The 13,675-nt window shown below is 29.9% G+C and carries 9 protein-coding genes; all 9 read left to right on the top strand.

Annotated elements, in window-relative coordinates; all coding sequences use genetic code 11:
• Positions 1–46 precede the first annotated feature (46 nt).
• Complete coding sequence (gene murG / locus AC2A4K_RS13840) at positions 47–1,120, top strand: undecaprenyldiphospho-muramoylpentapeptide beta-N-acetylglucosaminyltransferase (RefSeq protein ID WP_322503074.1); 1,074 nt, start codon at positions 47–49, stop codon at positions 1,118–1,120.
• Between the two features lie 207 nt (positions 1,121–1,327).
• Positions 1,328–1,753: a flavodoxin gene (locus AC2A4K_RS13835; RefSeq protein WP_322503073.1), complete on the top strand. Its 426-nt coding sequence runs from the start codon at positions 1,328–1,330 to the stop codon at positions 1,751–1,753.
• Between the two features lie 112 nt (positions 1,754–1,865).
• Positions 1,866–5,384 carry a pyruvate:ferredoxin (flavodoxin) oxidoreductase gene (gene nifJ, locus AC2A4K_RS13830; protein ID WP_322503256.1) on the top strand — a complete coding sequence of 1,173 codons (3,519 nt, stop codon included), beginning with the start codon at positions 1,866–1,868 and terminating at the stop codon, positions 5,382–5,384.
• A gap of 847 nt (positions 5,385–6,231) precedes the next feature.
• Positions 6,232–7,662 (top strand): glutamate/gamma-aminobutyrate antiporter, encoded by a 1,431-nt coding sequence (gene gadC, locus AC2A4K_RS13825; protein ID WP_322503072.1) that lies wholly within the window; start codon positions 6,232–6,234, stop codon positions 7,660–7,662.
• Between the two features lie 123 nt (positions 7,663–7,785).
• The gene (gene gad, locus AC2A4K_RS13820; RefSeq protein WP_322503071.1) at positions 7,786–9,162 is read left to right on the top strand and encodes a glutamate decarboxylase; all 1,377 of its coding nucleotides are present in this window, start codon (positions 7,786–7,788) and stop codon (positions 9,160–9,162) included.
• An 86-nt stretch (positions 9,163–9,248) separates the two neighbouring features.
• Positions 9,249–10,304 (top strand): DUF2776 family protein, encoded by a 1,056-nt coding sequence (locus AC2A4K_RS13815; protein WP_322503070.1) that lies wholly within the window; start codon positions 9,249–9,251, stop codon positions 10,302–10,304.
• A gap of 654 nt (positions 10,305–10,958) precedes the next feature.
• On the top strand, positions 10,959–12,362 hold the full coding sequence (gad, locus tag AC2A4K_RS13810; RefSeq protein ID WP_322503069.1) for a glutamate decarboxylase: 1,404 nt from the start codon (positions 10,959–10,961) through the stop codon (positions 12,360–12,362).
• A 210-nt stretch (positions 12,363–12,572) separates the two neighbouring features.
• The gene (locus AC2A4K_RS13805; protein WP_322503068.1) at positions 12,573–12,947 is read left to right on the top strand and encodes a DUF1292 domain-containing protein; all 375 of its coding nucleotides are present in this window, start codon (positions 12,573–12,575) and stop codon (positions 12,945–12,947) included.
• A gap of 84 nt (positions 12,948–13,031) precedes the next feature.
• On the top strand, positions 13,032–13,673 hold the full coding sequence (locus AC2A4K_RS13800) for an HAD-IB family hydrolase (protein ID WP_322503067.1): 642 nt from the start codon (positions 13,032–13,034) through the stop codon (positions 13,671–13,673).
• Positions 13,674–13,675: the final 2 nt, after the last annotated feature.

The following is a 13,675-nucleotide window of genomic DNA, read 5'->3' as shown; positions in this document are numbered from 1 at the left end:
CAAAAAAATATTTACAAAACCATAGATTAATAAGGGAGTTGATTTTTTGAAAAAGTATAAAATAATGATGACTGGTGGAGGTTCAGCTGGTCACGTTACCCCAAATTTAGCATTAGTACCTAAATTAAGAGAATTAGGTTTTGAAATAAAGTATATAGGAAGTAAAGATGGTATAGAAAAAGAAATAATAACTAAAGAAAATATACCTTATTATTCAATATCATCAGGAAAATTAAGAAGATATTTCGATATAAAAAATTTTACTGACCCTTTTAAAGTTTTAAAAGGTGTTTTAGACGCTTCAAGAATATTATCAAAAGAAAAACCAGATGTTATATTTTCAAAAGGTGGATTTGTTACTGTTCCTGTTGTTATGGCAGCTTCAATGAAAAAGATACCTGTAGTATCGCATGAATCAGACTTAACTCCTGGATTAGCAAATAAAATAGCTTCACCATTTTGTGATAAGCTTTGTGTTACATTCCCTGAAAGCCTAAAATATATAAAAGATAATAAGGGTGAATTAACAGGAACACCGATTAGAGAAGAACTTTTAAAAGGTAATAAAGAAAGAGGAAGAAAGTTCTGTAACTTCAAAGAAGATAAAAAAGTTCTTATGATAGTTGGAGGAAGTTTAGGTTCTAAAGTTATAAATGATAATGTTAGAAAAATTCTAAAGGAAATATTAAGAGATTATAATGTTATACATTTATGTGGAAAAGGAAATCTAGATCAATCATTAACAGTATTAGAAGGTTATAGACAATATGAATATATATCAGATGAGCTTCCAGATTTAATGGCTTTAGCAGATTTAGTTATATCTAGAGCAGGTGCAAATACTATATTTGAATTATTATCACTTAGAAAGTTAAATATATTAATACCTTTATCAGCAAATGCCTCAAGAGGAGACCAAGTTTTAAATGCTAATTCATTTGAAAAAAGTGGTTTTTCTAAGGTTATAAAAGAAGAAGATTTAACTTCAGAAGTTTTACTAAATGCTATTAAAGAAGTAACAAAAAACAAAGAAAAATATTTAAGCTCTATGAAAACAAGCAAAATAGGCAATGGAGTGGATAATATTATAGATATAATAAAGAAATCAGCAAATATGTAAAATTTTATCGCTAATCCTTAGGATAACAGAGATGTTTAATAGCAAATAATAATAAATTATTAAAATATGTTTTAAAATATCAAAATATGTAGCTTGAAAAATTTTTTCCAAAGAGTATAATTATTAATGTCGAGTAAAATTAGTTTTGTATTAAATAATATTGGGATTTTAGATAAACTATATTATCATGTATAAGAGGTGTTTTTTATGAGTAAAGTATCAGTAATATATTGGAGTAATGGTGGAAATGTTGAAGTATTAGCAAACACTATTGCAGATGAATTAACTGATTTAGGAGCAGATGTTTTAATAAAGCATGTTTCAAACGCTAAATTAGAGGATGTAACTGAAGCGGATGCAGTAGCTTTAGGTAGCCCTTCAATGGATAATAATAGAATAGAACAATACGATATGGAACCATTTGTTAATCAATTTAAATTAACTCCAAATAACAATAAAAAGATGATTCTATTTGGATCATATGGTTGGGATAATGGAGAATTCATGACTGCATGGGTTGAGAGAATGAAAGATTATGGATTCGATGTTGTTGGTAGCTTAGCTGTAAATGAATCACCAAATGATGATGAAATTAATTCAGCTAAAGAGTTAGCAAAAAAACTAATAAAATAAGACTCAATATGCTAATAAGTAATTTTAATTAATTACTTTAAATATATTATAATTTTTAATATTTAATTTATATATCTACAAAATTAATGAAAGAGAGGTCATCTCAATGGCAATGAGAAAAATGAAAACTATGGATGGTAACACAGCTGCCGCTTATATATCATATGCGTTCACTGATGTTGCAGCAATATTCCCTATCACACCATCATCACCAATGGCAGAATGGGTTGATGAAAATAGTGCAAGAGGATTAAAGAACATATTTGGTCAAACAGTAAAAGTAATGGAAATGCAATCAGAAGCAGGTGCTGCTGGAGCAGTTCACGGTTCATTACAAGCTGGAGCTTTAACTACTACTTACACAGCTTCACAAGGTTTACTATTAATGATACCAAACATGTATAAAATAGCTGGTGAATTATTACCATCAGTATTCCATGTATCAGCTAGAGCATTAGCTACTTCAGCATTAAACATCTTCGGTGATCACCAAGACGTTATGGCTGCAAGACAAACTGGATTCGCTATGTTAGCAGAAGGATCAGTTCAAGAGGTTATGGATTTATCAGCAGTTGCTCACTTAGCATCTATTAAATCAAGAATACCTTTCGTAAACTTCTTCGATGGATTCAGAACATCACATGAAATACAAAAAGTTGAACTTTTACAATACGATGAATTAAAAGAATTAGTAGATATGGAAGCTGTAGAAGAGTTCAGAAGAAGAGCTCTTAACCCTAACAAACCTGTAACAAGAGGTACAGCTCAAAACCCAGACATCTACTTCCAAGAAAGAGAAGCAGTAAACAAATTCTACGATGTAGTTCCAGAAATAGTTGAAAGCTACATGAAAGAAATAACTAAGTTAACTGGAAGAGAGTACAACTGTTTCGATTACTATGGAGCAGAAGATGCTGAAAGAGTTATAGTAGCTATGGGATCAGTTACTGATTTAGTAGAAGAAACTGTAGATTACTTAAACGCTAAAGGAGAAAAGGTTGGATTAGTTAAAGTAAGATTATTCAGACCATTCTCAAATGAAAGATTAATAAAAGCAATGCCAAAAACTGTTAAGAGAGTTGCTGTTTTAGATAGAACAAAAGAACCAGGTGCTGCAGGAGAGCCTCTATACTTAGAAGTTAAGAATGCATTCTACGGATTAGAAAATGCTCCTGAAATAGTTGGTGGTAGATTCGGATTAGGATCAAAAGATACTATACCAGCTCATATCATTGCTGTTTACGAAAACTTAAGCAAAGAAGAACCTAAAAATGGATTCACTTTAGCTATAGTTGATGACGTAACTAACACTTCATTAGAAGAATCAGCAGAAGCTCATGAAGTTGATACTACTCCAGAAGGAACTAAAGCTTGTAAGTTCTGGGGATTAGGATCAGACGGAACTGTTGGAGCTAACAAGAGTGCTATCAAAATCATCGGAGATCATACTGATATGTATGCTCAAGGATACTTTGCATATGACTCTAAAAAATCAGGTGGGGTAACAATTTCTCACTTAAGATTTGGTAAACAACCAATAAAATCACCTTACTTAATAAATAAAGCTGATTTCGTTGCTTGTCATAACCAATCATACGTTCAAAAATACTTCGTTTTAGACGGATTAAAGAAAAACGGAACATTCTTATTAAACACAATCTGGACTCCAGAAGAAGTTGCTGAACATTTACCAGCAAGTTATAAGAGATTCTTAGCTGAAAACAACATTAAGTTCTACACTTTAAATGCTGTTAAAATAGCTCAAGAAGTTGGATTAGGTGGAAGAATCAACATGATCATGCAATCAGCATTCTTCAAACTAGCTAACATAATACCTGTAGAAGACGCAGTTAAATACTTAAAAGACGCTGTTGTAACTTCATACGGTAAAAAAGGTGAAAAAGTTGTTAACATGAACCACGCTGCTATAGACAAAGGAATCGACGCTATCGTTGAGATCAGTGTTCCAGCTGAGTGGGCTAACGCTAAAGATGAAGTAGTTGAGACTAAAGAAGTTCCAGCATTCATCAAAAATATCGTTGAACCAATGAACAGATTAGAAGGAGATAAACTTCCTGTATCTGCATTCAATGGAATGGAAGATGGTACTTTCCAACAAGGTACTGCTGCTTACGAAAAAAGAGGAATTGGTATAAACATACCAGAATGGATAGCAGACAATTGTATCCAATGTAACCAATGTGCTTACGTTTGTCCTCATGCTACAATAAGACCATTCTTATTAACTGAGGAAGAAGTTAAGAATGCTCCAGCTTCAACTAAATTAATACCTGCTAAAGGATTAAAAACTGAAGAGCCAATGGAGTTTACTATGGCTGTAAGTCCACTTGATTGTACTGGATGTGGAAACTGTGCTCAAGTTTGTCCTGCTAAGGAAAAAGCTTTAGTTATGAAACCACAACACACTCAAGCAGATCAACAAGAAGCTTGGGATTACTGTGTAGAAGAAGTAGCACCTAAGAAAAACCCAATGAACAAGAATACAGTTAAAGGTAGCCAATTTGAGCAACCATTATTCGAGTTCTCAGGAGCTTGTGCTGGATGTGGAGAAACTTCATACGTTAAACTTATAACTCAATTATTCGGAGACAGAATGATGATAGCTAACGCTACTGGATGTTCATCAATCTGGGGTGGATCAGCTCCTTCAACTCCATACACAACTAACCACAATGGTCATGGACCAGCTTGGGCTAACTCATTATTCGAGGATAACGCTGAGTTTGGATTAGGTATGTTCTTAGGAGTTAAAGCTATAAGAGAAAGATTAGTAGATCTTGCTGGAAAAGCTATAGAAGCTGGTGTTAAACCAGAAGCTAAAGAAGCTTTAGAAGCTTGGATAGCTGAAGTTGATAACGGAGAAGGAACTAGAGATAGAGCTGATGCTGTTATAGCTTCATTACAAGGTGAAACTAACGAATTCGCTAAAGAAATATTAAAAGACCAAGACTACTTAGCTAAGAGATCACAATGGATCTTCGGTGGAGACGGATGGGCTTACGACATCGGTTACGGTGGAGTTGACCACGTTTTAGCTAGTGGAGAAGATGTAAACATACTTGTTATGGATACAGAAATCTACTCAAACACTGGTGGTCAGGCTTCTAAATCAACTCCAACTGCTGCTATCGCTAAGTTTGCTGCTGCAGGTAAGAGAACTAAGAAGAAAGATTTAGGAATGATGGCTATGAGCTATGGTTATGTATATGTTGCTCAAATATCAATGGGTGCAGATAAGAACCAAACTCTTAAAGCTATAGCTGAAGCTGAAGCATACAAAGGACCATCATTAATAATAGCTTACGCTCCATGTATCAGCCACGGATTAAAAGCTGGTATGGGTAACTCTCAATTAGAAGAGAAGAGAGCTGTTGAATGTGGATACTGGGCTATGTACAGATTTAACCCAATGTTAAAAGAAACTGGTAAAAACCCATTCTCATTAGACTCTAAAGAACCAACTGGTGACTTCAGAGAATTCATAATGGGAGAAGTTAGATATGCTGCATTAGCAAAAGCATTCCCAGAAGCTGCTGAAGCTTTATTCGAGAAGACTGAAAGAGATGCTAAAGAAAGATTAGAAGGCTACAAAAAACTTGCTGGAAAGTAAGAAATAGTAGATAACTAATTACGGTTAGATATAAATTTAGATTGAAGTATAATTATAAGAGCTAGAATAGTAATATTCTAGCTCTTATTTTTTTGTCTAATGAAAACTATTTGATATCAAAATGTGTTCAGAAGGATTTTAGTGATGTAATAAAAACTTCCTTTGTTGAAATGAAAGCAGTTTCAAAATTTAAAATTGCAAGTATGGAAATAGATATATTGATCCGGCGTATTTTATATTAATACTGCAGAAAGGTATATAAGAAAGCAAGAACTAGTTGCTTAAGTAAGCATATAGAACCTTTTAAGAAGAGTAAATAGAAAAGTATATTGATGACTGAATAGTTCAAACATCTTAAGATTCAGAATAGTTATGGGATTTTTATAGAGCTAAAAAATATCACTAACTAAATTTGTGAATTTTTATTAGAAAAGATAATTTTTTATTTAAAATATTAATAAGATTTAAATTAAAATAAAAAACTAGATTATTAAAAAAAATAAAATTATTAATAAAAATATGATAAAAATATATTTTTATTAATGATTATTAACGAAATGTTAAAAAGTTTACGGTTTACACTGATATTGAATTAATTTGTTAGATAATAAGAGGAAAAGAGAGATTTAAAGAGAAAAACTTACTAAAAATTAAACTGAAAAATGTTAATAGCTTAAAATAAAAGAATGAAAGTTTTGAATAAATTGTTAACAAGGTTTATGATTTATACATAGTTAGTAGCTATTATTCAAGACAAAAATTTAGGAGATAATAAATCTTTGTCTTAGATAATAGTTGTTAATTGTTAAAATCTATTTTAAACAATAACAACAAGGAGGCGTTTATTATGCCAAATAATTCAAAGGCAAATGCAAAAAAACTTAGTTTGTTTGGATTCTTTGCAATGACAGCATCTATGGTAATGACTGTCTACGAGTATCCTACATTTGCAACATCAGGATTTCATTTAGTATTTTTCTTAATTGTTGGTGGAATTTTATGGTTCTTACCAGTTGCATTATGTGCAGCAGAAATGGCAACTGTAGATGGTTGGCAAGAAGGAGGCATATTTGCCTGGGTAGGTAATACTTTAGGTGAAAGATGGGGATTTGCAGCAATATTCTTTCAATGGTTCCAAATAACAGTTGGATTCGTTACAATGATTTATTTCATATTAGGAGCCCTTTCTTATGTTTTTAATTGGCCTGCATTAAATAGCAATCCATTAATAAAATTCATTGGTGTTTTAATTATTTTCTGGGGATTAACATTCTCACAATTTGGAGGAACTAAAAATACTGCTAAGATAGCTAAAGCAGGATTCATATTTGGAGTAGTAATTCCAGCAATTATATTATTTATATTAGGTATAATGTACATAGCAAAAGGTAATCCAGTACATGTTGATATGAGTGCTCATACTCTTATACCTGACTTCTCAAAAGTAAATACATTAGTTGTATTTGTTTCATTTATATTAGCTTATATGGGAGTTGAAGCTTCAGCTTCACATGTTAATGAATTAGAAGATGCAAGTAAAAACTATCCATTGGCTATGTTTGTACTTGTTGTAGTAGCAATAATTCTTAATACTATAGGTGGATTAACAGTAGCAGCAGTTATACCAGCAGATCAATTAAACTTAAGTGCTGGGGTTGTTCAAACATTCCATCAATTAGTAAGTATTAACTTTGGAGATGGTTTTGATTGGATAACAAGAGTAGTTGCATTATTATTAGCTGTAGGTGTTATGGCAGAGGTTAGTGCTTGGGTTGTTGGACCTTCACAAGGTATGTATGTAGCAGCTAAAAAAGGCTTATTACCTAAAAAATTAACAGAAGTTAATAAACATGATGTACCAGTACCATTAGTATTAGTTCAAGGTTTAGTTGTTACTATATGGGCCGCTGTATTAACATTCGGTGGCGGTGGAAATAACGTTTCATTCCTTACTGCTATATCATTAACAGTTGTTATATACTTAGTTGGATATTTATTATTCTTCATTGGATATTTAACACTAATAATAAAACATCCAGATTTAAAACGTGCATATCAAGTTCCAGGTGGTAAAACATTCAAAATGATAGTAGCGATTGTTGGATTCTTAGTTTCAGTATTTGCTTTAGTAATTTCATTTGTACCACCATCACAATTAACTGGTAATAGTGTTTCAGAATACTTAACTATATTATCAATAAGTTTTATAATAACAGTTTTAATTCCATTTATAATATATGCTCTACATAATAAATGGAATGGTAATAAAACAAATTAAATTTATTTTGAAGTAGTTTATTAATTTAAACTACTTCAAATAATTTATCTTTATATATTAACGAAAAATTAAATTGTAAAAAAATTAAATTATATTTAAAGTGACCCTAAGGAGGACTTAAAAATGAAATCTACAGATGAGAAAGAGATAAAATTAGGAGAGAGTTTTACAACACCTATATTTGGGACAAGTGCAAGTAACAAATCTATGCCAAGTGATAAGATGGGAGAAAAATCAATAGCATCTGATGTAGCATATAGACTTATAAAGGATGATTTATTAGATGAGGGAAATGCACGTCAGAATTTAGCCACATTCTGCCAAACATACATGGATGACGAAGCAGTAAAATTAATGTCAGAAACATTAGAAAAGAATGCTATAGATAAATCAGAATATCCTCAAACAACTGATTTAGAAAATCGTTGTGTAAATATAATAGCAGGTTTATGGCATGCACAAAAAGATGAAAGTTTCATAGGAACATCAACAGTAGGATCATCAGAAGCATGTATGCTTGGTGGTATGGCTATGAAATTTAGATGGAGAAACAAAGCTAAGGCTTTAGGAATGGATGTAACTTCAAGAAAACCTAACTTAGTAATTTCTTCAGGATATCAAGTGTGTTGGGAAAAATTCTGTGTTTATTGGGACGTTGAAATGAGAGTAGTTCCAATGGATAAAGATCATATGAGTATAAATGTAGATAAAGTTTTAGATTATGTTGATGAAAATACAATTGGAGTAGTAGGAATACTAGGAATAACTTATACTGGTAAATTTGATGATATCAAAGCTTTAGATGAGAAACTTGAAGAATATAATAAAGATCATGATTTAAAAGTTCATATTCATGTTGATGCCGCTTCAGGTGGAATGTTTACACCATTTATAGAACCAGACCTAAAATGGGATTTTAGACTTAAAAATGTTGTTTCAATAAATACATCAGGTCATAAATACGGTTTAGTTTATCCAGGAATAGGATGGATAGTATGGAGAGATGAGGAATTCCTACCAAAAGAATTAGTATTTGAAGTAAGTTATCTAGGTGGAAATATGCCGACAATGGCAATAAACTTCTCAAGATCAGCTAGCCAAATTATAGGTCAATATTACAACTTCTTACGTTATGGATTCAAAGGATATGAACAAATACATCAAAGAACAAAAGATGTTGCTATGTACATATCAAATCAACTTGAAAAAACAGGTTTATTTGAAATATATAATAATGGTGAGAACTTACCAATAGTTTGTTATAAATTAAAAGATAATGCAAATGTTCAATGGACATTATATGATTTAGAAGATAGATTATTAATGAAGGGATGGCAAGTGCCAGCATATCCATTACCTAAAGACTTAGAAAATATAGTAATTCAAAGAGTAGTTTGTCGTGCAGATTTTAGTCATAATTTAGCCGATTTATACATAAGAGATTTAAATGCTGCAATTAAAGATTTAAATGAAGCAACAGTATTAAGAAAAGCAAATTAAATATAAATATAAATATAAATAAAATCAAGGAAATTTATAAATAAATTTTCTTGATTTTATTTATAGTAGGAAATGAGGTTAAAGTTATGAACTACTATATGAGTATATTATTCAGAGCTATACCGCTATTTATGGGAGCCATATGTCTTACTTATGGATTATATATTAATACTTTAGGAGATAAATTAGGATCAGGATATATAGTTGCTAGTCATGTAATAATATTTTTTACAGCAATATGTATAGCCTTATTTGCTACAGCTGCAACAATAATAAGACAACTAACAAATAAATATAATTCTTTTTTTAAATTTATTTTACCAACAATAGGATATTCATTTTCAGCTATAAGTATGATTGGTGGATTATATTTTGCTTTAAATGATGGTGGAAATTCTGCATATTTTGTATCCGGAAGTATAGCCTTTGGTATAGGTCTAATTTCTTGTTGCATTTCAACAGTAGCATTATCATCAACAAAGTTTTTACTTATCCCTAATAATAGTAAAAATTTAAAAGAAGGTGAAAAACCAGATGGATGTTTTACAGAAGGTTTTTCAAAATTTTTAATTGCTATTCCTATAGTATGTACAATTATTGGATTATCAGTTTCAGCATATCTTTTAAGTGATACAAAGAATATTTCTAGTTTAGTTGCTGGATTTGTTGTATTTGGTATATCATTAGTATGTGCTAGTTTAATATCATTAGTGGCTAGTGTAGCTAGACAAATACAAAATACATTTACAGAGAAAGAGCGGTGGAAATGGTCTATATGGGTTTTAGTTTTAGGAAGTATAAATGCAATTCTAGGTATATGTATTCTTTTAATTAGTAAAAATCAAGCATTAATAGCACCTGGCTATGTTTTAATTGGATTAGGCTTAGTTTGTTACAGTATATCTAGTAAAGTTTTGTTACTTGCATCTGTTTGGAGAAGGAAAAGTGAATTAGCTAAAAGAATTCCTCTAATTCCAGTTATAACAGCGTTAATATGTTTATTTTTAGGTGTTTATTTATCAGAAGCTGAATTAGTTAATGTATCATATTTTGTGCCAGCTCATGTTATGATTGGATTAGGAGCAATATGTTTTACCTTATTTTCAATAGTATCAATACTAGAAGATGGTACAGAAAGTTAAATATAGTTTTATAATTTATAAGAGTGAATAAAAATTTTATTCACTCTTATTTTTGTTTAAGAAAAACTATTTATTATGCAAATGGATTAGGAGAGTTTTATCTAAGTTGATGAATTTTTATTATTTAGATAAGTAAAAGAAGTATATTAAATGATTTTATAAATAGTAAAAGAATATAAATACATTCTTAATTTGAGTTTTTGAATAAAATGTTAATTAATTGTGTGCTATTTTTTGTGATTCTATTTTTTTATTAGTAAAATATATTGAATTTTAATAATATCATTTTGATATAAATACAAAAAAATATACTATTATAAATGATATTAATAAAAAGATAGAGCTTTTATTAATATTATACTAATAAAAATAAAAGTTCATTATGTTATGAAGAAAAATGAAGAAATAATTAGAAATTTAAAGAACTAACGAGGTAATTTAAAAATGAACAAAAAGATAATAAAATATTAACAAAATGTAACGAATTAAAGAATTTTAATTAATTAATAAAAGGTGTATTATATAAATAACTTGATGAGGCAATCATCAAAAGAAAAAATAATATGAATGGTTACTAAAAATTAATCTTAATTTCTTGAGGTCACGTTGAAGAAATTAAGAATGGTTTTTAGGTGAACTTAGGAGGTTTTTGAAATGCTTTTTGGAAAAAATGGAAATGAAGGATTAGGAAAAAATTTCACAACACCAATATTTGGAACAGTAGCTAGTAACGAATCTATTCCAAAATATGAGTTATCTAAAGACTCAATAGCTCCAGATGTTGCTTATAGACTTATAAAAGATGATTTATTAGATGAAGGTAATGCTCGTCAAAACTTATGTACTTTCTGTCAAACATACATGGATGACGAAGCAGTAAAATTAATGTCAGAAACATTAGAAAAAAATGCTATAGATAAATCAGAATATCCTCAAACAACTGATTTAGAAAATCGTTGTGTAAATATAATAGCAGATTTATGGAATGCACAAAAAGATGAAAGTTTCATAGGAACATCAACAGTAGGATCATCAGAAGCATGTATGCTTGGTGGTATGGCTATGAAATTTAGATGGAGAAACAGAGCTAAGGCTTTAGGAATGGATGTTAATTCAAAAAAACCTAACTTAGTAATTTCTTCAGGATATCAAGTATGTTGGGAAAAATTCTGCGTTTACTGGGATATAGAAATGAGATTAGTTCCATTAGATGAAGAACATATGAGCATAAATGTAGATAAAGTTTTAGATTATGTTGATGAATACACAATTGGTGTAGTTGGTATATTAGGAATAACTTATACAGGAAAATATGATGATATAAAAGCTTTAGATAAAAAATTAGAAGAGTATAACAAAACAGCAAAAATATCAGTTCCAATTCACGTTGATGGAGCTTCAGGTGGTTTATTTGCACCATTTATAGAACCAGACTTAGAATGGGACTTCAGACTTAAAAACGTTGTTTCAATAAATGCATCAGGACATAAATATGGATTAGTTTATCCTGGTATAGGTTGGGTATTATGGAGAGATAAAGAATACTTACCACAAGAATTAATATTTAAAGTAAGCTACTTAGGTGGTGAAATGCCAACAATGGCAATAAACTTCTCAAGATCAGCTAGCCAAATTATTGGTCAATATTATAACTTCTTAAGATATGGATTTGAAGGATATAGACAAATACATCAAAGAACAAAAGATGTTGCTATGTATCTATCAGATGAACTTGAAAAAACAGGTTTATTTGAAATATACAACAGAGGTGAAAACTTACCAATAGTTTGTTATAAATTAAAAGATGATGCAAATGTTCAATGGACATTATATGATTTAGCAGATAAATTATTAATGAAAGGATGGCAAGTACCTGCTTATCCATTACCAGAAAACTTACAAGATACAATAATTCAAAGAGTTGTTTGTCGTGCAGACTTTAGCCATAACTTAGCTGAATTATATATAAGAGACTTAACTGCAGCTATAAAAGATTTAGATAATGCAAGAATTTTAAATAAAAAAGCTAAAACTGGAGTACAAGGATTTACTCACTAGGATTTAATGAAAACTCTCTTTAAAGTAATTGCTTTAAAGAGAGTTTTTTGTTAAAATTTTATAAAAAAAATAAATATAACTTTTTTTATTGATTATAATTTTGTATTGTGTTAAGAATATAATTAAATATTATAAAGAAAGTACTTTTATTATTTTGTATTTAAGGTTACAATTAGTATAAAGTAAATTTTCCACAAGGGAGGAAAGATTATGTCAGATAAAGATTTAAACAAATGCTGCGGAGGCAACTGTGGTTGTGGAAGCGAAAAAGAAGAAAAGCATGAAGGATGCGGATGTGGTGGACACGGTCACGATCATGGACATGAACATCATGAAGGATGCGGATGCGGAGAAGAGCATGTAGAGCATTTCGTTGTAGACTTAGAAGATGAAGAAGGAAACACAATAACTTGTGATGTTATTGATGCTTTTGAATATAAAGATGAAGAGTACGTTTTAGTACAACATCCTGATGAATCAGTTTACTTATTCAAATCTCAAGGTGAAGAAGGAGAATTAGTTCTTCCTTCAGAAGAAGAGTTTGATGAAGTTGTTAAATTCTACGAAGAAAATGTAGCAGAATAATTAAAAAAAAGGTGATGTTTTACATCATCTTTTTTTTAGTTTATAATACTCTTGATAAATTTTACGTGAAACGTGGGGAATAACATGGAAAAATTAGCTATATTTGATGTTGACTTTACTTTAACCAACAAGGAAACTTTACTGCAGTTATTTAGATTTCTAATAAAAGAAGATAAGAAAAATTTGAAGTTTATACCAAGAGCTGCTTTTTCAGGTCTTATGTATGGATTAAAGTTTTATGATGAGAAGAAAGTTAAGCAATCATTTCTTAAATTCATAGATGGAGTAGAGGAGAAGGATTTAAAAATTCTTGTAAAAAAATATTATGATGAAGTTTTAAGTAAAATCATTTATAAGGACTCCATTGATATGATGAGAAAGTTAAAGTCAGAAGGGTATAAAATTTATTTGATATCAGCTTCACCAGAGTTTTATTTAAATGAACTTTATAATATAAAGGAAGTAGATGTTATAATAGGAACAAGATTTTCATTTAATGAAGGAAAATTTGAAAGAAAAATGTTAGGTGAAAATTGTAAGGGAGAAGAGAAAGTTAGAAGACTTAAAGAGTATTTAAAAGAAAATAATATAGAAGTAGATTATAAAAACTCATATATGTTTTCTGATTCATTATCAGATAAACCTTTATTAGACTTAGTAGGAAATGCATATTTAATAAATTACAAGAAGAAGAATGATAATTATAAAATTTTAAATTGGAAATAAAA

This window comes from Clostridium sp. LIBA-8841, assembly GCF_057782475.1.
The sequence above is the reverse complement of the archived record's forward strand: the minus strand, read 5'-3'. Positions and strand labels throughout refer to the sequence as shown.

Coding starts and splice junctions, on each gene's coding strand:
- AC2A4K_RS13800 (WP_322503067.1), top strand. CDS start 13,032: ATGGAAAAATTAGCTATATTTGATGTTGACTTTACTTTAACCAACAAG.
- gad (WP_322503071.1), top strand. CDS start 7,786: ATGAAATCTACAGATGAGAAAGAGATAAAATTAGGAGAGAGTTTTACA.
- gad (WP_322503069.1), top strand. CDS start 10,959: ATGCTTTTTGGAAAAAATGGAAATGAAGGATTAGGAAAAAATTTCACA.
- nifJ (WP_322503256.1), top strand. CDS start 1,866: ATGAGAAAAATGAAAACTATGGATGGTAACACAGCTGCCGCTTATATA.
- AC2A4K_RS13805 (WP_322503068.1), top strand. CDS start 12,573: ATGTCAGATAAAGATTTAAACAAATGCTGCGGAGGCAACTGTGGTTGT.
- AC2A4K_RS13815 (WP_322503070.1), top strand. CDS start 9,249: ATGAACTACTATATGAGTATATTATTCAGAGCTATACCGCTATTTATG.
- AC2A4K_RS13835 (WP_322503073.1), top strand. CDS start 1,328: ATGAGTAAAGTATCAGTAATATATTGGAGTAATGGTGGAAATGTTGAA.
- gadC (WP_322503072.1), top strand. CDS start 6,232: ATGCCAAATAATTCAAAGGCAAATGCAAAAAAACTTAGTTTGTTTGGA.